The organism is Aeromonas enteropelogenes (assembly GCF_000819845.1).
In the GTDB taxonomy this organism is placed as follows: domain Bacteria; phylum Pseudomonadota; class Gammaproteobacteria; order Enterobacterales; family Aeromonadaceae; genus Aeromonas; species Aeromonas enteropelogenes.
This window is the reverse complement of the sequence record NZ_CDCG01000013.1, coordinates 15,501-33,369: the sequence shown is the minus strand read 5'-3', so window position 1 is coordinate 33,369 and position 17,869 is coordinate 15,501. Positions and strand designations below refer to the sequence as shown.

Sequence of the window (17,869 nt, the reverse complement as noted above, 5' to 3'; positions counted from 1 at the left end):
CGGTTCACAAAATCAGGTTTCAACCAGTTTGAATTCAATCACATAGAGTGGCGGCAGCGCGGGATAGATGACGCGGATCACCTCTTTCAGTTCGGCCAGGGTCATGTTCTCCTGGCGGGCGTGTTCCTCGCTCATGGCGTCGAAGGCCACCGGCGTGACCGACAGTACCTCTATGGTGCCAAACGGCTGGTGCTCCGGGTTGGTGAAAAGAGCGAGGTGCTGGCCCGGTTGCCAACCTGCCTCGCTCTCGTCGCGGATGGTGATGGTCTTGCGGCCCGCCTGGATATCGGCCACGAAACGGCTGAAGAAGGTGAACTCGGGGTAGCTGGAAACAGACATGGGGACTCCGATGGTGATTAAACGTCAAAGGTCGAGATAGGCGCGCAGCTTGTCGAGATCGGCGATGGCGGGGCCGTCGGGCCCCTCGCTCAGGATCCCCTGCTCGATCAGCTCCTTGAGGGCGCGGCGATAGACCCGCTCCGTGGTGCCGAAACGCGCCGCCTCACGGGCCCGTTTGCGCGACCCCAGCATGGGGGTGCGCTGGCGCTCGCGCCATAGCTCGAAGGCGATGTTGTAGGCGATGGGGTGCAGCAAGCGGCTGGTGGTGATCTCCAGGGTATCCAGGTAGTCACTGGCCAGGGCCGAAGCGAAGAAGAGGGTCAGTGCAGGTTCGTCCAGCAGCCGCTGGGCCAGCTTGTGAGCGCAGATGACGCTGGCATCCAGCTCGGTCTCGGCCACCACGCTCCACTGCACCGGGGTGGCGCTGAAGAACTCCATCTCGCCGAAGATCTGGTGGTGGCAGGCGATTTCCCCGAGCTGGAAGATGCGCCCCGAGTGCACAGTGCTGTTGAGAGAGACCCGCCCACTCTCCACCAGATAGAGGCATTCGCTCTGCTCCCCCTGGCACATGATGGGTTCCCCCGGCAGGTAGCGGCGCAGATGCAGGCTGCACTCGGCCAGCGCCGCGGCAAAGCGGGGTTCGAGGGCCTTGAGTTCGGCGTGAAAGCGCCCGATGGGGTAGGGCTGTCGCTGCATGGCAAACCTGATGAACCGGATGAAGGGGCATGAGGCTAGCAAGAGCGCGGGCCGGATACCAGCCCGCGTCAGGCGGGATGTGCCGCAGTTAACGGTTTGCGGCGTTATTGCACCAGTGCCTCGAGGGCGGCGGTGGCGGCGAGCCGCTCGGCAGCCATCATGGCCTGCTCGGCGCTGGCGTAGTCGCCCACCCCCTGCTGCACATCCTGTTCGAACGGTACCACGTTGCAAAGCACGGCGGCGACCCGCACCTGGCGAAAGCGTCCCACCGTCAGGAGCGATGCGGTTTCCATGTCGGCGCCGAGCACGCCCCGCTGATGCCAGTAGCGGCACACTGCCAGCTCGTCATCCCGGTAGAAGCTGTCGTGGGAGCGAACCAGCCCGTGCCAGTGGGGATGGCCGCTGGTGGCGATATGGTCTAGCAGGGCGGCTTGCAGCCGAATATCGGCGCAGGCGGGGTACTCGGCGGGCAGATAGGCCAGGGAGGCGCCATCATGACGAATGGCCCCTTCCACCACGATAAGATCCCCCAGCGCTATCTCATGCTGCAGGGCACCGGCGGAGCCGACCCGGACTAGAGTGCGGGCGCCGGATTGTACCAGTTCCTCCAGGGCGATGATGGCAGAAGCCCCGCCGATGCCGGTACTGCAGACGGTAATGGCTTGCCCCCGGTAGTGACCGTTGATCAGGCGAAATTCCCTGTGCTGGCCGAGCGATTCGCACTGCTCTAGCTGGCTGGCGATGCGGTCGACCCGGGCCGGGTCGCCGCACAGCACCACCCGCTCGGCAATCTGATCCGGGCGACATTGCAGATGGGGTAACAGGGTCATGGCTCAGGCCCCTTGTTGCTGGCGTTTGGCGGCCAACACCCAGAGGCGGGTGCCGTTGGCGGCGATGAACAGCAGGATCAGGTACTCCAGGGACATGGCGTAGACCCCCTGGGCGGCATAGATGCCGACGCTGATGATGTTGATGACGACCCACAGGATCCAGTTCTCCACGTATTTGCGGGTCATCAGGATCTGGGCGACCACGGAGAGCACCGTCATGGTGGCATCCCAGAACGGGAAGGCGTCGGGCTGTGGCTCTGGCAGCGTCAGACCGGCGCCGAAGGCGTTGAGCAGGGAGACAGAAGTGCGAGCCAAAGTGGCAAAGACAGGGTCGATATAGCGGGTCAGCAGGGCGATGGCCAGCACGCTTACCAGCGCGGTGGCGATGAGCTTGGGTTTGCTGAGCCAGCGGATCTGCAGGTGGTCACCCTGATCGTTGGTCGGGCGGGTCCAGGCGTACCAGCCATAGAGGTTGGCGCAGAAGAAGAACAGCTGCAGCAGCAACAGGCCGTAGAGCTGGATCTGGAAGAAGATGATGGCGAACAGGGTGACGTTGATGAGACCGAACAGGTAGTTGATGGTCTTCTCCTGGCTGGCCAGCCAGATGCAGGCCAGCCCAAACAGGGTGCCGATGGCTTCGATCCATGACATGGCGTAGCCACCGCCCAGGGGGATGGTCACCAGGGTGTGATTGATACTGAACCACTCGAATATGCTCATTTGCTTGTCCTTGGCAGTGTGGAATGACGCGAGGTGGCCATTCTAGGGCCGATGCGGATCGCGGGGCAGGACTTTTGTCCGCCCCCGGCTTGCGTCATATCAAAGAAATCGCCAGTGATGTCCCTATTCAAGCCTTGATGAGTTATGGCTCATCAGGGGCCGGGGTTTATTGATGTGCAGCAAGACGATAGCGCTCAGGCTGTGGTCTGATAGAGTCCACTCTTCGGGAGGATAAACCGGGCGGTAAAAAGGAGGTGTCATTGAATTCCGAGTTGATCTGGGTGCTCTGCCTGCTGGCCGGGGCCATCTATCTCTTCATGACCAACAAGGTGCGCATGGATGTGGTCGCCCTCGGTGTGGTCATCCTATTCGTGCTGAGCGACACCCTGACCCTGCAGGAGGCGCTGGCAGGCTTCAGCGACCCCAACGTCATCCTGATCGCCGCCCTGTTCGTGGTGGGGGAGGGGCTGGTACGCACCGGCATCGCCTATCAGGTGGGGGACTGGCTGGTGAAGGTGGCGGGAAACAGCGAAACCCGCTTGCTGGTGTTGCTGATGGTGGCAGTGGCGACCCTCGGCGCCGTGATGAGTTCGACCGGCGTGGTGGCCATTTTCATTCCCGTGGTGCTGAGCGTGGCGAACCGGATGGAGATACCGGCAGGCCGGTTGATGATGCCGCTCGGCTTTGCCGGCCTTATCAGCGGCATGATGACGCTGGTGGCGACGCCCCCCAACATGGTGGTCAACAGCGAGATGATGCGCCATGGCATCCACGGTTTTACCTTCTTCAGCTTCACCCCTCTTGGGGCCCTGATTCTGGTGTGCGGCCTGGGTTACATGTTGCTGGTGCGTGGCTCCCTGGTGCGGCAGGGGGAGTCCGGCGTCAGCAAGGGGCCGGGGCGGCGCACCCTGCGCGATCTTATCCGCGATTATCGCCTGACCGGTCGGGCCCGCCGGCTGGGGCTGAGGCCCGATTCCCCCCTGATTGGCCATACCCTGGACGAGCTGCAGCTACGCGCCCGCTTTGGCGCCAACGTCATCGGGGTGGAGCGCTGGCGAAAATTCCGGCGGGTGATGGTGCCCGTCTCCGGCATCAGCGAGTTTCAGGCCCGGGACGTGCTGCTGATCGACATGTCCGATCCCGGGGTGGATGTCCGTCACTTCTGCAGCGAGGCGCGGCTCGAACCCATGATACTGCGCGGCGAATACTTCTCGGATCAGGCGCGGGAGGTGGGTATGGCGGAGGTCTCCCTCATTCCCGAATCCAATCTGCTGGGCAAGAGCATCCGCGAGGTGGCGTTTCGCTCCACCTATGGCCTGAGTGTGGTGGGGATCCGCCGCGACGGGGAGGCGCTGGCGGGCAAGCTGGTGGACGAGCCGCTGCTGATGGGGGATACCCTGCTGGTGGTGGGCAACTGGAGCCATATCCGGCAGTTGCAGACCCATAGCCGCGATTTTCTGCTGATGGGGCTACCGGCCGAGGTGGACGAGATGGCGCCCGCCCGCAGCCAGGCCATTCACGCCCTGATCGCGCTCGGGGTGATGATATTGCTGATGGTGACCGATCCCGTGCCCAACGTGATTGCGGCCCTTATCGCTTGCCTGCTGATGGGCAAGTTCCGCTGCATCGATATGGAGAGTGCCTACAAGTCCATTCACTGGCCAACCCTGATCCTTATCGTCGGCATGCTCCCCTTTGCGCTGGCACTGCAAAAGACTGGCGGGGTGGATCTTATCGTCGATGGTTTGATGGCGCTGGTGGGCAACATGGGGCCCAGGGTGATGCTGGCCAGCCTGTTTGCCCTGTGCGCCGTGATCGGGCTGTTCATCTCCAACACGGCGACGGCGGTGCTGATGGCACCCATTGCACTGGGCACGGCCCAGCAGATGGGGGTTTCTCCCTATCCGTTTGCCATGACCATTGCCATTGCCGCCTCGGCTGCCTTCATGACGCCGGTCTCGTCACCGGTCAACACCCTGGTGCTGGGGCCTGGCAACTATCGCTTCGCTGACTTCATCCGCATCGGCGTTCCCTTCACCCTGCTGGTGATGGGGGTGAGCGTGGTGGCGATCCCCTGGTTTTTCCCGTTCTGAACTGGAACCTGAACGATGGCGGCCTGCGGGCCGCTTTTTTATGGGCAAGCCGGACGATGGGCGTCGTGACAATCGAAAAGGAGAAAAGAGAGAACTGGGGGGGAAGAGGCAAATGCCAGATACAAAAAAACCAGCCTGAGCTGGTCTGTTTGATGACGCTTTCAATGGTGCGGAAGGAGAGACTCGAACTCTCACGCCTAGGGCGCCAGAACCTAAATCTGGTGCGTCTACCAATTTCGCCACTTCCGCAAATTGATGGTGGCTATGACGGGATTCGAACCTGTGACCCCCGCATTATGAGTGCGATGCTCTAACCAACTGAGCTACATAGCCGTTTGTTATCGACCACCTAAGTGGAAGAGAACAGAAAATGGCTGGGGTACTAGGATTCGAACCTAGGGATGGCGAGATCAAAACCCGCTGCCTTACCGCTTGGCGATACCCCAACAGCGTTCTTCACAATCATGAGATTGAAAGGAACATTTTAAAATGGTGGCTATGACGGGATTCGAACCTGTGACCCCCGCATTATGAGTGCGATGCTCTAACCAACTGAGCTACATAGCCGTTTGTTATCGACCACCTAAGTGGAAGAGAACAGAAAGATGGCTGGGGTACTAGGATTCGAACCTAGGGATGGCGAGATCAAAACCCGCTGCCTTACCGCTTGGCGATACCCCAACAGTGATGCCTGACAGAGACTATCAAACATCTTTAAAAAATGGCTGGGGTACTAGGATTCGAACCTAGGGATGGCGAGATCAAAACCCGCTGCCTTACCGCTTGGCGATACCCCAACAGCGATGCCTGACAGAATCTATCAAACATCTTTTAACAGTGGCCGGGATACCAGGATTTGAACCTGGACACATTGACGAGTTCAACACTCATCACGGCTTCCCTTGACCTGTCACCAACACCTATATGCCGGCAACTGAAATAATGGCTGGGGTACTAGGATTCGAACCTAGGAATGGCGAGATCAAAACCCGCTGCCTTACCGCTTGGCGATACCCCAACTAGAGATGGTGGCTATGACGGGATTCGAACCTGTGACCCCCGCATTATGAGTGCGATGCTCTAACCAACTGAGCTACATAGCCAACCTTGCTTCCGGTGAGTCGTTACCTCGTCACCGTGCGGGCCGAATTATGCGTATCTGGCTCTGGGGCGTCAACCCTTTTTTTGCCAGAAAAACTCAATTTGAGTGCGTTTGACCAGTTATTGGCCTCTGTTGCGCAAAAGCCCAACAATCTGCATTTTTTTAAATCATTCCGACTCTTTCGGCAAGCAGGGTACAGCAAAACTCGGGCGTGGAATTGCTGCACTGTCATGAGGTTAGGGTGAAGAGAGCGAGCTTGCAGCCCTTTGCCATGGATTCTGTCGTCACAATGATCATTCTCCATGAGTCGCATCGTTTAAAATCAGCCGTTTGGTGCCTCCGGCTGGGAGATAAATGCGCTTTGTATCGGGTTGCCGGAGGCAAATATGCTGTGAGGCCGTTTTTGCCTGCTTCAATCGGGCAGAGGGAGAGGGGATTTTCGCTGCTCCTCTGGGCAAGGGAATAGAGGTCTCAGTGGCAGGGGGAGCGGACCCCGTGCTGGCCTGCTGTTGGGTGTCGCGCTCATCCGTAGGGCCGTCCTCACAGTAAACGCAGGGTAGCAGGGGTTGCTCAAGGGGCTGGGGGATATGGAGGATGGAGAAGAAACAGGGGGAATCGCTAAAGAAGAAGCCCATCCGTTGCCGGATGGGCTTCTTGTTATCTGCGGTATTACCTTGGCACAGGCCTGTTGACCTGTACCAAAGGGAAACGCGATTAGACGTTGAACAGGAAGTTCATGATATCGCCATCCTTGACGATGTAGTCTTTCCCTTCGGCGCGCATCTTGCCCGCTTCCTTGGCGCCCTGCTCACCCTTGTAAGTGATGAAGTCTTCAAAGGCGATGGTCTGGGCGCGGATAAAGCCCTTCTCGAAGTCGGTGTGGATCTTGCCTGCCGCCTGCGGGGCAGTGGCGCCGACCGGGATGGTCCAGGCGCGAACCTCTTTCACACCGGCGGTGAAGTAGGTCTGCAGGTTCAGCAACTGGTAGCCGGAGCGGATCACCCGGTTCAGGCCCGGCTCTTCGATACCCAGATCCGCCATGAATTCGGCGCGGTCTTCATCATCCAGCTCGGCGATGTCCGCCTCGATGGCGCAGCAGACCACAACCACTACCGCGTTCTCGGCGGCGGCGATTTCACGCACCTTGTCCAGATAGGGGTTGTTCTCGAAACCATCTTCCGCCACGTTGGCGATGTACATGGTGGGCTTCAAGGTCAGGAAGTTGAGGTGGCTGACGGCGGCCAGCTCTTCCTTGTCCAGCTTCATGCCGCGGATCATCTGGCCGTTTTCCAGGGCCACCTTGATCTTCTCCAGCACTTCCACTTCCAGCTTGGCATCCTTGTCGCCGCCCTTGGCACGCTTGGCCTGGCGGTGGATGGCGCGCTCGCAGGCATCCAGGTCGGAGAGGGCCAGCTCGGTGTTGATCACCTCGATGTCATCGGCCGGGGAGACCTTGCCGGCAACGTGAATGATGTTTTCGTCGTCGAAGCAGCGCACCACGTGACCGATCGCTTCGGTTTCACGGATGTTGGCCAGGAACTGGTTGCCCAGACCCTCGCCCTTGGAGGCACCGGCAACCAGACCGGCGATGTCCACGAATTCCATGGTGGTTGGCAGGACACGCTGGGGCTTGACGATCTCGGCCAGGGCATCAAGGCGGGGATCCGGCATCGGCACCACGCCAGTGTTCGGCTCGATGGTGCAGAACGGGAAGTTGGCGGCTTCGATACCGGCCTTGGTCAGCGCGTTGAACAGGGTGGATTTGCCTACATTGGGCAGGCCCACGATACCGCATTTAAAACCCATGGATTGTTACCTTATTGATGGATGCTGTAAGGGACGCCCGCAGGCGGCCCGTGTCATGCTTTATTCGGCCTTGAAGCTGTGCAAGCGGTTCATGGCCTTGGTCATATCTTGTTTGAACAGGATGTCGGTGGCGCGCAGGGATTCATCCAGCGCGGCGTCGATCAGGTTCTGTTCGCTGCTCGGTGCCTTGGTCAGCACGAAACCGGCAACTTGCTCCTTGGCGCCGGGATGACCGATCCCGAGGCGCAGCCGGAAGAAGTTATTGTTGTTGCCCATCTTGGCGATGATGTCCTTGAGGCCGTTGTGGCCGCCGTGGCCACCACCCTGCTTGAACTTGGCGATGCCCGGAGGCAGGTCAAGCTCGTCGTGGGCAACCAGAATGGCTTCCGGTTCAATCTGATAGAAGCGTGCCAGCGCGGCGACCGCCTTGCCCGAGAGGTTCATATAGGTGTTCGGGATGAGCAGTCGCACATCCTGCCCCTCGACCTGGATACGGGCAGTGTGGCCGAAGAACTTGGGCTCTTCACGCAGGCTGGCATTGTGCCAGCGGGCCAGTTGCTCCACGTACCAGGCACCCGCATTGTGGCGGGTCTTGGCATACTCCGGGCCGGGATTGCCCAGACCCACGATCAGTTTGATTTGACTTGTCACGCTTGATGTCTTCACTCGCAGCTGTCCTGGGTACACTACCCAGGGCAATAGGACGCAATATTCTAGCCGCCGAGTGGCGATCACTCAACCGATGTGCACGGGGTGCCCATGAAATGGCGGGATCTGCCCGCGATTTGGCGGCCAACGTTCGGCAAACGGGCCTCTTGCAAGAGGCCCGTGCCGGTTCATCTCGTGGCGCCTTTATTTGGCGCGCAGCAGGGTGACCGTCTCCTCGTCCAGGGCGGTCAGGTTGGGGCGAGCCTCGCGCACGTACTGCACGAAGGAGGCGGCATCGGTGCCGCAATCCACCCCTTTTGCCTTGCAATCGAGTGCCTTGCCGTTGGCATAGATGGCATTGAGCCGCTCGCCGCTCTGTTCCACCTTGAGCACCGGGAAGGCGGCCAGCTTGCCGTTGACGCTGGCGATGTCGACCCGTTCGCTCTGCTGGCGCTGGGCATCGGCCAGCGCCTGCCAGCCATCATTGCCGTTGGCGCTGTAAGCATTCATCACCACCCGGTAGCGCTGGCCATCCATCAGATCCTGCCACTGGCCATCGGCCCTCTGGTATTGCAGCTGGGTGAGGGTGCCCGCCTTGCCTGCTTCCGTTTCCTGGAAGGTGTAACGCAGGTGGCCGCCATAGGGGAACTTGCCGGCGTGGGCGCTGGCGGGCAGGGTGGTAGTGATGGTTTCGCTCAAGAGGGAACGCACATCGGCACCGGTCAGGCTCAGCACCGCGAGCTGGTTCTTGAACGGCAGCAGGGTGAGGGCACTGTCCCCTTCGCGCCATTCGCCGGCCGGCAGATCGGCGCGCACGCCACCTACCGCCACCAGGGAGAAGTCCACCGGACCACCGGTCAGGGCTTGCACCGCCGGGGTGTTGGCCCAGTAATACTGCCCTTCGGCGACCAGGGGGGCGACATCCGAGCCGTGGCTGTCGCTGCCGTTGTCGCCGGGGCGACGGGCATTTTGCAGCTGAGCGGGGATGGTGCCGATCACCGGGCCATAGGCTTTATCCAGCGCCGGTTTGTAGTGGCTGTCGATGATGCCGCGCAGGCGCGGATCCTCATCCACGGTCACCAGGTTGGGTTGGTTGTCGATGAACTGACTCGCCTTTTTGCTGCCCTGCTTGTCGAGGGGTTGGCTGCGGGCCGGATCGGCGAAGAAGTCGCGGCTGGCCAGCAGGCTGTTGTTGCCCTGGCAATCCTGCACCTGACCCTGGCTGTCGAAGCTCACCTGGGCCAGGCCGATGGCCTGGGCGTAGGAGCCCGCCTGCACCACGCAGGTTTTGCCGATGCCGTCCGGGTTGGTCACCAGCTTGGCGTACTCGCCGGTCTTGCCCCAGCCGATATTGCGAAAATCGCCGAGCAGGCTGTGAGAGTGGCCGCCGACGATGGCATCGATACCGTTGACCTTGGCCGCCAGCGCCAGATCCCGCTCGTTGCCGATGTGGGTCAGGGCGACGATCTGGTGAATGCCTTTGGCCTGCAGTATGTCGACCGTGGCCTGGGCCGAGGCCACCTCCTTGTCAAAGCGCAGTTTGCCCACGTTGGGGGCGATATTGCCCATGTCTTCCAGCACCAGTCCCATTACGGCGACCAGCTGTTTGCCTTGCGGCAGGTTGTTGAGATCGGTGACCGGGCTTTTCTGGTTGCCGTCGAAGGCATAGACGACAAAAGGCTTGAGATTGCTGGCCTTGCCCAGGGCCGGATCGTCACGGGTATCCAGGTTGGCGGCCAGCACCGGGAAGTTGACCCCCTCGATGAAGCGGGCCAGCTTCTGGTTGTCGAGATCGAATTCGTGGTTGCCGAGCGCCATGGCATCGAGGCCGAACTGGCTTAGCAACTCGGCGTTGGCCATCCCCTCGTTGAGCTTGAAGTAGCCGCTGCCTTGCCAGGCATCGCCGCCGTGCAGCAGCAGCAGGGGCTGGTTCTTGGCCAGCGCCTCGGCCTGGTAGGCCTTTGCCATGGTGAGCAGGCGCGGATAGCCGCCAAAGCGGGTGTAGAGGGTGTCCGTCTCCTCGTCCTTGTTGAAGATATGTCCCGTCAGCTCGGCGTTGACCGGATCGAACTGGGAGTGGGTGTCGTTCATGTGTGCCAGGGCCAGCACGAAGGGCTGGTTCTCTTTGGCGGGCTGACAGGCGAACAGGGCGGAGGTGAGGGTTGCGAGCAGGAGAGGACGCAAGCAATTCATGGACAAATCCTTAATCCTGCCGGGGGCAGGGTAGTACCAGATATCAGGGTGCTAGAAAGACGAAAACCGCCGGTAGGCGGTTTTCGTTGATACAGCATCCATCAATGCTCGAACATGGCAGAGATGGACTCTTCGTTGCTGATACGACGAATGGCTTCGGCCAGTACGGTCGAGAGGGTCAGTTGCTTGACCTTGCCAACCGCCTTCATCTCCGGGGTAAGCGGGATGGAGTCGGTGATGATCAGTTCGTCGATCACGGAGTTCTTGATGTTGTCGACGGCGGAGCCGGAGAAGACCGGGTGAGTCGCGTAGGCGAATACGCGCTTGGCACCACGCTCTTTCAGGGCTTCGGCAGCCTTGCACAGGGTGCCGCCGGTGTCGATCATGTCATCGACGATGATGCAGTCGCGGCCGGCAACGTCACCGATCAGATGCATGACCTGGGAGACGTTCGGGCGGGGACGGCGCTTGTCGATGATGGCGATGTCGGTGTCATCCAGCAGCTTGGCGATGGCACGGGCTCGGACTACGCCGCCGATGTCCGGAGAGACGACAACAGGGGCCTCGAGGTTCTTGGACTTCATGTCTTCCAGCAGCACCGGGCTACCGAACACGTTGTCTACCGGAACGTCGAAGAAGCCCTGGATTTGCTCGGCATGCAGGTCAACGGTCAGTACGCGATCCACACCGACGCTGGAGAGGAAGTCGGCGACAACCTTGGCGGTGATGGGCACACGGGCGGAGCGGACGCGGCGGTCCTGACGGGCATAACCAAAATAGGGGATAACGGCAGTGATACGGCCAGCTGAAGCACGACGCAGTGCATCCACCATGACGATCAATTCCATCAAATTGTCGTTGGTCGGGGCACAGGTGGATTGAATGATGAAGATATCGCCACCACGTACATTCTCGTTGATCTGTACGCTGATCTCGCCGTCGCTAAAGCGACCTACGGCAGCATTGCCGAGTTTGATAAACAGGCGATCTGCGATCTTCTGGGCTAGTTCCGGCGTTGCGTTACCAGCAAACAGCTTCATGTCAGGCACGGTTTGAAACCTCGGGGTTGCATCCAGTATGTGGGGGAGTCTGAAATCAGACCCGGATCGTTTGGGGGCAAACGATTTATCAAGATAACGAGCAAGATGTCTGCCGCAGTGAAACGGAGCACTTCAGGTCGGTGGGCTAGCACGACATCGCCCACGCTTCCTCGCTCAAATTGGCTGGGGTACTAGGATTCGAACCTAGGAATGGCGAGATCAAAACCCGCTGCCTTACCGCTTGGCGATACCCCAATCATTTGAACTGTTGCAAAGTGACAAAGAGTGGTGATATGTTCTCGCCCTTGGCGACAAACCCATCCAGTCCCTTCGGCACTTTGGCCAACACTTCCCGAGCAGTCACTTCGTCTTCAAACTGAGCAAAGACGCAGGCTCCTGTGCCCGTCATTCTTGACGGCGCGTATTCTAGCAACCAGCCGAGCGCATTGGCAACCTCGGGGTGGCGCTTTTTCACCAGTAATTCGCAATCGTTTTTCCACTCCCCTTCCAGCAGATTGTGCAATGCCATCTTCGGGGTATCTCTCGGCAGGTCCGGATCCTGGAACACGGCCGCGGTCGCCACATGGCAATCTGGCTTGAGCACCAGATACCAGGCAGAGGGCACTTCGACGGGTTGCAGCCGCTCGCCCACTCCCTCGGCAAAGGCGGCTCTGCCGCGCACAAACACCGGCACGTCGGCCCCCAGCTGGACGCCGAGATCCGCCAGCTCGTCTTCGCTCAAACCGGCCTGCCAGAGATGGTTGAGGGCCACCAGGGTAGTGGCCGCATCCGATGAGCCGCCGCCGATGCCGCCGCCCATAGGCAAGACCTTCTCCAGCCGGATATGGGCCCCTTGTGGGCTCGGCAGTTTTGCCTGCAGCAGGCGGGCGGCGCGGATGATGAGGTTTTGTTCATCGGGCACGCCGGGAATGGCCGGGCTCAGGGTCAGCAGATTGGTGCCGGGGAGCGGGTCGAATTCCAGCCAGTCGCCGTGATCGAGGAAGATGAACAGGGTCTGCAGTTCGTGATAGCCGTCCGGACGACGGCCATTTACGTGGAGAAACAGGTTGAGTTTGGCCGGTGCCGGCCAGCGGGTCGGGTTCATCAGCGAGCGAGAGTCCATTGGTTGATCTGAAGCTTGAGGCGGCTGCCCTGGCCGGTCATGGTGAGCTGGTGCGGCAGGCGGTAGCCATCCTGATCCCGATAATCGCCATAGGCTATCTGCCACTGACCGTCACGGACGCTGGCCAGGCTGGCGTCGGGATTGAGCTCGAATTCGGCCTGGCCCGGCAGCCCCTTGATCCACTCCGGCAATCCGGCGACCGGGATGTGCCAGCCGGTGAGCTGATAGATCAGCGCCTCGGCATCCTGGCTCTGGTGGCGGTTGCCATCGCTGTCGAGCAGGGTGATCTCGCCCTTGTTGCGGGAGAGCTCCAGAATGCTGGTGCCGATCAGGCTGGTGAGGTTGAGGCGATAGTCATCGCCGTCCTGCTGCCAGTTGAGGCGGGCGCTGCCCTTCTGCTGGGGGGTGATGATGGCCATCTTGCCGGAAAGCTGCCAATGGGTCAGCTGCTCGAGCCGGGTACGCTCCTGGTTCCAGTTCACCTGGTCCCGCTGGGGCTGGGTGGTGGCACAGCCGCCGAGGATCAGCAGGCAGGCGAGGGTGAAAATACGTAGCAGCAAGGCAAGGCTCCAGAGAGGGGAATTTGCCACAGTATACGGGGCGGCCGTATTGCTTTTAAAGACTTACCCTTTCTCGTACAATTGGCAGCCTTTGCACCCAGCGTATGAAATGACCGTCGCCCACTCATGAGTTTGCTTGCCCTCGGAATCAACCACAACACCGCCAGTGTCGCCTTGCGAGAAAGGGTCGCCTTTGGCCCGGACTGCATCGATCGCGCCCTGCGTGAGCTGGTGAGCCAACCCGGTGTCAGCGAGGCGGTGATCGTCTCCACCTGCAACCGGACCGAACTTTATTGCAATCTGGACGGGGAGCAGCAAGAGGCTGTATTGCGCTGGTTGCAGCAGTTTCACGGGCTGGATGCGGCCGAACTGGTCAGCGCCATCTATCAGCACCATGACGAAGAGGCGGTGCGCCACCTGATGCGGGTGGCCTGCGGTCTCGACTCCCTGGTGCTGGGAGAGCCGCAGATCCTGGGGCAGATCAAGCAATCCTACGCCCATGCCCAGCAGTCGGAAGCGATCAAGGGAGCGCTGGAGCGGCTGTTCCAGAAGTCCTTCTCGGTAGCAAAACGGGTGCGCACCGATACCGAGATCGGGGCCAGCGCCGTGTCGGTAGCCTTCGCTGCCGTCAGCCTGGCGCGGCGGATCTTCTCCGATCTCTCCCAGACCAAGGTGCTGCTGGTCGGCGCCGGCGAGACCATCGAACTGGTGGCCCGTCATCTGCGCGAACAGGACGTCACCCAGATGATGGTGGCGAACCGCACCCTGCAGCGGGCCCAGACCCTGGCGGCCGAGTTCGGCGCCCAGGTGATGACCCTCGAAGAGATCCCGGATTACTTGCACGAGGCGGACATCGTCATCAGCTCGACCGCGAGCCCCTTGCCCATCATCGGCAAGGGCATGGTGGAGCGGGCCCTCAAGGCGCGCCGCTTCAAGCCCATGTTCCTGGTGGATATCGCCGTGCCGCGGGATATCGAGGCCGAGGTGGACGAGCTCTCTGATGCCTATCTCTACACGGTGGACGATCTGCAGGGGATCATCGAGCAGAACCTCGAAACCCGCAAGCGGGCGGCCGCCGAGGCGGAGCTCATCGTGCAGGAAGAGCGTGACGAATTCATGGGCTGGTATCGCGGCCAGAATTCGGTGGATCTCATCCGCGACTATCGCCAGCACTCCCAGCAGGTTGCCGACGAGGAGCTGCAGCGGGCCCTGCAGGCCCTGGCCCAGGGCGAGAGTGCCGAGCAGGCGCTCAAGGCGCTGGCCCATCGCCTCACCAACAAGTTGATCCACGCGCCGACCCAGGCCCTGCGCCAGGCGGCCTCCCAGGGTGACGAGAGCGCCCTGTCCCGGTTGCGTCAGGCGCTGGGGTTGTCACAAGAGTCATAGTGTTCGGGCGGCCAGCCGGTCGTCCTCTCCTCCATTGAGATTGCAAGAGTTATGAATCCGTCACTGATCAGAAAGCTGGAAGGCCTCATCGAGCGCCACGAAGAAGTACAGGCCATGCTCGGCGAGCCGGACGTGGTCTCGGATCAGGAGCGTTATCGCGCCCTGACCCGGGAATATGCCCAGCTGGAGGATATCGTTCACGCCTTCCAGCGTTTCCGTCAGGCCCAGGAGGATCTCGAGACCACCCAGCTGATGCTGGAGGAGGAGGATGCCGACCTGCGCGAGATGGCGCAGGAGGAGCTGCCGGTCGCCAAGGCGGCGCTGGAGGCGCTGGAGCAGGAGTTGCAGGTGATGCTGCTGCCCAAGGATCCCAAGGATGACAACAACTGCTATCTGGAGATCCGCGCCGGTGCCGGTGGTGACGAGGCGGCGATCTTCGCGGGCGACCTGTTTCGCATGTATTCGCGCTTTGCCGAGCGCCAGGGCTGGCGCGTCTCCATCGTCAGCTGCAACGACGGGGAATACGGTGGCTACAAGGAGGTGATCGCCAAGATCGATGGCGAGCACGTCTACGGCCGTCTCAAGTTCGAGTCCGGTGGTCATCGGGTGCAGCGGGTGCCGGAAACCGAATCCCAGGGGCGGGTGCACACCTCCGCCTGTACCGTCGCCGTACTGCCGGAAGTGCCGGAGGCTGAACAGATCGAGATCAACCCGTCCGAGCTGAAGATCGACACCTTCCGTGCCTCCGGTGCCGGTGGTCAGCACGTCAACAAGACCGACTCCGCCATTCGCATTACCCACCTGCCGACCGGCCTGGTGGTGGAGTGCCAGGACGAGCGCTCCCAGCACAAGAACCGCGCCAAGGCAATGTCGGTGCTCTCCGCCCGCCTGCAGGCGGCCGAGGATGAGCGTCACCGGGCCGCCGAGCAGAGCACCCGTCGCAACCTGGTGGGGTCGGGGGATCGCTCCGAGCGCATCCGCACCTACAACTATCCCCAGGGGCGTCTCTCCGAGCACCGGATCAACCTCACCCTCTATCGCCTCTCCGAGATCCTGGAAGGGGATCTGGACTGCGTCATCACGCCGCTGGTGCAGGAGTATCAGGCCGATCAGCTCGCCTCCCTGGCCGAGAGCAATTGATGCAAACGCAGATCCGGCAAGCTCGCATTCAGAGTGGGACGAATAAGGTGGGGGGAAACTGATGCAAATCCAGCAAGCCCGCGCCCACATCATGGCGACCCTGGCGGGGGGCGAATCTCCCCGTGCCGATGCCGATGTGCTGCTCTGCCATCTGCTGAAGTGCCGGCGCAGCTACCTGATGACCTGGCCCGAGCGCGAACTCGATGACGCCCAGCAGGCGACCCTGCAGGGCTGGCTCGTCCGTCGCCTCAATGGCGAACCCATCGCCCACCTGGTGGGGGAGCGGGAGTTCTGGTCGCTGTCCCTCAAGGTGAGTCCGGCGACTCTGATCCCGCGCCCCGATACCGAGGTGCTGGTCGAACAGGCGCTGGCACGGTTGCCCGCAGGCCCCTGCGCCCTGCTGGATCTGGGCACCGGCACCGGCGCCATCGCATTGGCGCTCAAGTCCGAGCGGCCCGATGCCGATGTATGGGCGGTGGACAGGATGGCGGATGCCGCGGCCCTGGCCCGCGAGAACAGCGCCGCGCTGGATTTGCCCATCACGGTTCGCGACGGCAGCTGGTTCGCGCCGCTTTGCGATCCGCTCTTGGATAAGGCCCCCCGTTTCGCGGTGATTGTCTCCAACCCGCCCTATATCGACAGCGCCGATCCTCATCTCGAGCAGGGGGATGTGCGCTTCGAACCTCGTTCGGCCCTGGTGGCCGACGAGGCGGGGCTGGCGGATATTCGCCACATAGTGGCCGAGGCGCCTGCCCATCTGCTGGCGGATGGCTGGTTGCTGCTGGAGCATGGCTGGGAGCAGGGTGCCGCCGTGCGTCAGCTGCTGCTGGCGCGTGGCTATCGCGCCGTGACCACGGTGCGCGATTACGGGGACAACGAGCGGGTCACCCTGGGTCAGTGTCCGGCCTGCTAAATCCTTTTAACCGGTTTGACGAGTCGCTGGGTGATGACCCAGCGGCCAAGGATTGAATATGTATTTTGTGCTCAAGCATCTGCACCTGACCCTGATTGCCGGGGCCGTGCTCTTGTTCATGGTTCGCTTTTACTGGGTTCAGGCCGGCTCTGACCGGGCCTATAGTGTCCCCGTGCTGAAGGTGAGCGGCCTGCTCAATGGCCTGGTAGTTCTCTCGGGCGTGCTGCTGTGCATGGTGCTGGATCTCAACCCCTTCAACAACGGGACTCCCTGGCTCAGCGAAAAGCTGATGGGCATCCTGGTGCTGGTGTTCCTGGCCGCCATGGCGTTGCGGCTGGCCAAAAGCAACCTGGTGCGCTGGTGCTCCTTTCTCGGGGCACTGGGATGGATCTATTTTATTGCCAAGCTGGCACTGCTCAAACAGGCGAGTTTGTTCGGTTAAGGCATGAAGACGATGTTACGTATAGACGAATGGACCGACTTTGAAGCCCATGACCTCACCGAGCTGGCGCTGGCGGTGAGTCACGAGGTATATGGCTCGGCCGGGCAGGGGCTGCGCGAGCTGGACTTGCTCGACGAGTGGCTGGATGAACAGATAGCCGAAGGCACCTGTGACGAGGTGCGCCAGCAACTGCTTGAAGGCTTCTACCACCGCCTTGGCTTTTACGGCGACTGGCAGGATTATTTCTCGGCGCAGAACTGCGACATCAACCAGGTGCTGATGCAGCGCAAGGGGATCCCGGTCAGTCTCGGTATCCTCATCATCCAGCTGGGGCGCAAACTCGGGCTGGATGTGGAGGGGATCTGCTTCCCCGGCCACTTCCTGGTGAGCTTTGCCGGTGGTGAGGGGGAGGTCTATGTCGATCCCTTCACCGGTGACGAGTTGACCCTGGCCCGTATCGAACTGCTGCTGCGCGGTGCCCTGGGGGATCTGGCGACCCTGACCCCGGATTATTTGCAGCCCTCCGGTCAGTGGGAGATCATCGAGCGGCTGCTCAACGTCAGCAAGGGAGCCCTGCTGCGGGAAGATCGCATGGCCGAGGCCCTGCGCTGCAGCGAACTGCTGCTGCGGATGAAACCCGGCGATCCCCTGGAGACGCGGGATCGCGGCTTCATCTACGAGCAGCTCGACTGCCCCCGCCAGGCGGCGGAAGATTTTGAATATTTCATTGAACAATGCCCGGATGATCCGGTGGCAGATGTGCTGAAGGCACAGCTGGCCGCGCTGGATCTGACTCCCAAGCCCCTCCATTAAGGAGGCCTGGGAATTGAAACAGAAG

15 protein-coding genes, 9 tRNA genes and 1 pseudogene are annotated in these 17,869 nt (G+C 61.3%); 6 read left to right on the top strand and 19 right to left on the bottom strand.

From position 1 onward, the window contains the following. Window positions 1–12: 12 nt before the first annotated feature. The 4 genes from yqfB to pnuC all read right to left on the bottom strand — a co-directional run bounded on the left by yqfB (window position 13) and on the right by pnuC (window position 2,585). Window positions 13–339, bottom strand: a complete 327-nt coding sequence (gene yqfB, locus BN1123_RS04820; protein WP_042025643.1) for a N(4)-acetylcytidine aminohydrolase — start codon at window positions 337–339, stop codon at window positions 13–15. Window positions 340–363: 24 nt separating this feature from the next. Beyond that, entirely contained in the window at window positions 364–1,035 is a 672-nt protein-coding gene (locus BN1123_RS04815) for a Crp/Fnr family transcriptional regulator (RefSeq protein ID WP_042025642.1), read from the bottom strand. Window positions 1,036–1,139: 104 nt separating this feature from the next. Continuing rightward, the gene (locus BN1123_RS04810; protein WP_042025641.1) at window positions 1,140–1,865 is read right to left on the bottom strand and encodes a nucleoside phosphorylase; all 726 of its coding nucleotides are present in this window, start codon (window positions 1,863–1,865) and stop codon (window positions 1,140–1,142) included. A gap of 3 nt (window positions 1,866–1,868) precedes the next feature. Beyond that, window positions 1,869–2,585 (bottom strand): nicotinamide riboside transporter PnuC, encoded by a 717-nt coding sequence (gene pnuC / locus BN1123_RS04805; protein WP_042025640.1) that lies wholly within the window; start codon window positions 2,583–2,585, stop codon window positions 1,869–1,871. 260 nt (window positions 2,586–2,845) lie between these two features. Between pnuC and BN1123_RS04800 the strand changes: the two genes are divergently transcribed. Continuing rightward, a complete protein-coding gene (locus BN1123_RS04800; RefSeq protein WP_042025638.1) occupies window positions 2,846–4,678 on the top strand; it encodes an SLC13 family permease in 1,833 nt (610 codons plus the stop codon). Window positions 4,679–4,843: 165 nt separating this feature from the next. Here the strand turns inward: BN1123_RS04800 and BN1123_RS04795 are convergent. From BN1123_RS04795 to lolB, 15 genes and pseudogenes are all read right to left on the bottom strand, one after another. Beyond that, window positions 4,844–4,927, bottom strand: a tRNA-Leu gene (locus BN1123_RS04795). 7 nt (window positions 4,928–4,934) lie between these two features. Next, window positions 4,935–5,011: transfer RNA gene (locus BN1123_RS04790), tRNA-Met, on the bottom strand. Window positions 5,012–5,049: 38 nt separating this feature from the next. After that, window positions 5,050–5,124, bottom strand: a tRNA-Gln gene (locus BN1123_RS04785). A 44-nt stretch (window positions 5,125–5,168) separates the two neighbouring features. Continuing rightward, window positions 5,169–5,245, bottom strand: a tRNA-Met gene (locus BN1123_RS04780). Between the two features lie 39 nt (window positions 5,246–5,284). After that, a tRNA-Gln gene (locus BN1123_RS04775) sits at window positions 5,285–5,359 on the bottom strand. A gap of 41 nt (window positions 5,360–5,400) precedes the next feature. After that, window positions 5,401–5,475 (bottom strand) — tRNA-Gln (locus BN1123_RS04770). 146 nt (window positions 5,476–5,621) lie between these two features. Beyond that, window positions 5,622–5,696 (bottom strand) — tRNA-Gln (locus BN1123_RS04765). 8 nt (window positions 5,697–5,704) lie between these two features. Then, a tRNA-Met gene (locus tag BN1123_RS04760) sits at window positions 5,705–5,781 on the bottom strand. Window positions 5,782–6,494: 713 nt separating this feature from the next. After that, entirely contained in the window at window positions 6,495–7,586 is a 1,092-nt protein-coding gene (gene ychF / locus BN1123_RS04755) for a redox-regulated ATPase YchF (RefSeq protein ID WP_026457962.1), read from the bottom strand. A gap of 60 nt (window positions 7,587–7,646) precedes the next feature. Beyond that, on the bottom strand, window positions 7,647–8,237 hold the full coding sequence (gene pth / locus BN1123_RS04750; protein WP_026457963.1) for an aminoacyl-tRNA hydrolase: 591 nt from the start codon (window positions 8,235–8,237) through the stop codon (window positions 7,647–7,649). Window positions 8,238–8,438: 201 nt separating this feature from the next. Then, window positions 8,439–10,427: a bifunctional metallophosphatase/5'-nucleotidase gene (locus BN1123_RS04745; RefSeq protein WP_042025637.1), complete on the bottom strand. Its 1,989-nt coding sequence runs from the start codon at window positions 10,425–10,427 to the stop codon at window positions 8,439–8,441. A gap of 101 nt (window positions 10,428–10,528) precedes the next feature. Continuing rightward, window positions 10,529–11,476 (bottom strand): ribose-phosphate pyrophosphokinase, encoded by a 948-nt coding sequence (locus BN1123_RS04740; protein ID WP_026457470.1) that lies wholly within the window; start codon window positions 11,474–11,476, stop codon window positions 10,529–10,531. A 171-nt stretch (window positions 11,477–11,647) separates the two neighbouring features. Next, window positions 11,648–11,722: transfer RNA gene (locus tag BN1123_RS04735), tRNA-Gln, on the bottom strand. Next, a pseudogene (gene ispE, locus BN1123_RS04730) lies at window positions 11,702–12,572 on the bottom strand (4-(cytidine 5'-diphospho)-2-C-methyl-D-erythritol kinase). Before ispE ends, BN1123_RS04735 begins: the two are co-directional and overlap by 21 nt. Further along, window positions 12,572–13,150, bottom strand: coding sequence for a lipoprotein insertase outer membrane protein LolB (gene lolB, locus BN1123_RS04725; protein WP_042025635.1), 579 nt, complete (start codon window positions 13,148–13,150; stop codon window positions 12,572–12,574). Before lolB ends, ispE begins: the two are co-directional and overlap by 1 nt. Before the next feature lie 126 nt (window positions 13,151–13,276). On the opposite strand from lolB, the gene hemA reads away from it, so the two are divergent. The 5 genes from hemA to BN1123_RS04700 all read left to right on the top strand — a co-directional run bounded on the left by hemA (window position 13,277) and on the right by BN1123_RS04700 (window position 17,844). Next, complete coding sequence (gene hemA / locus BN1123_RS04720; protein WP_042025634.1) at window positions 13,277–14,536, top strand: glutamyl-tRNA reductase; 1,260 nt, start codon at window positions 13,277–13,279, stop codon at window positions 14,534–14,536. 51 nt (window positions 14,537–14,587) lie between these two features. Beyond that, entirely contained in the window at window positions 14,588–15,676 is a 1,089-nt protein-coding gene (prfA, locus tag BN1123_RS04715) for a peptide chain release factor 1 (protein ID WP_026456914.1), read from the top strand. Window positions 15,677–15,737: 61 nt separating this feature from the next. Then, entirely contained in the window at window positions 15,738–16,589 is an 852-nt protein-coding gene (gene prmC, locus BN1123_RS04710) for a peptide chain release factor N(5)-glutamine methyltransferase (RefSeq protein WP_042025633.1), read from the top strand. A 58-nt stretch (window positions 16,590–16,647) separates the two neighbouring features. Then, window positions 16,648–17,031 carry a SirB2 family protein gene (locus BN1123_RS04705; RefSeq protein WP_042025632.1) on the top strand — a complete coding sequence of 128 codons (384 nt, stop codon included), beginning with the start codon at window positions 16,648–16,650 and terminating at the stop codon, window positions 17,029–17,031. A gap of 12 nt (window positions 17,032–17,043) precedes the next feature. Then, window positions 17,044–17,844 carry a SirB1 family protein gene (locus BN1123_RS04700; protein ID WP_026456911.1) on the top strand — a complete coding sequence of 267 codons (801 nt, stop codon included), beginning with the start codon at window positions 17,044–17,046 and terminating at the stop codon, window positions 17,842–17,844. Window positions 17,845–17,869: the final 25 nt, after the last annotated feature.

What these genes read in the sequence shown, in the direction of transcription:
- ychF (WP_026457962.1), bottom strand. Translation starts at nt 7,586, where the DNA reads ATGGGTTTTAAATGCGGTATCGTGGGCCTGCCCAATGTAGGCAAATCC.
- BN1123_RS04815 (WP_042025642.1), bottom strand. Translation starts at nt 1,035, where the DNA reads ATGCAGCGACAGCCCTACCCCATCGGGCGCTTTCACGCCGAACTCAAG.
- BN1123_RS04745 (WP_042025637.1), bottom strand. Translation starts at nt 10,427, where the DNA reads ATGAATTGCTTGCGTCCTCTCCTGCTCGCAACCCTCACCTCCGCCCTG.
- pnuC (WP_042025640.1), bottom strand. Translation starts at nt 2,585, where the DNA reads ATGAGCATATTCGAGTGGTTCAGTATCAATCACACCCTGGTGACCATC.
- hemA (WP_042025634.1), top strand. Translation starts at nt 13,277, where the DNA reads ATGAGTTTGCTTGCCCTCGGAATCAACCACAACACCGCCAGTGTCGCC.
- BN1123_RS04700 (WP_026456911.1), top strand. Translation starts at nt 17,044, where the DNA reads ATGTTACGTATAGACGAATGGACCGACTTTGAAGCCCATGACCTCACC.
- BN1123_RS04810 (WP_042025641.1), bottom strand. Translation starts at nt 1,865, where the DNA reads ATGACCCTGTTACCCCATCTGCAATGTCGCCCGGATCAGATTGCCGAG.
- prfA (WP_026456914.1), top strand. Translation starts at nt 14,588, where the DNA reads ATGAATCCGTCACTGATCAGAAAGCTGGAAGGCCTCATCGAGCGCCAC.
- BN1123_RS04705 (WP_042025632.1), top strand. Translation starts at nt 16,648, where the DNA reads ATGTATTTTGTGCTCAAGCATCTGCACCTGACCCTGATTGCCGGGGCC.
- yqfB (WP_042025643.1), bottom strand. Translation starts at nt 339, where the DNA reads ATGTCTGTTTCCAGCTACCCCGAGTTCACCTTCTTCAGCCGTTTCGTG.
- prmC (WP_042025633.1), top strand. Translation starts at nt 15,738, where the DNA reads ATGCAAATCCAGCAAGCCCGCGCCCACATCATGGCGACCCTGGCGGGG.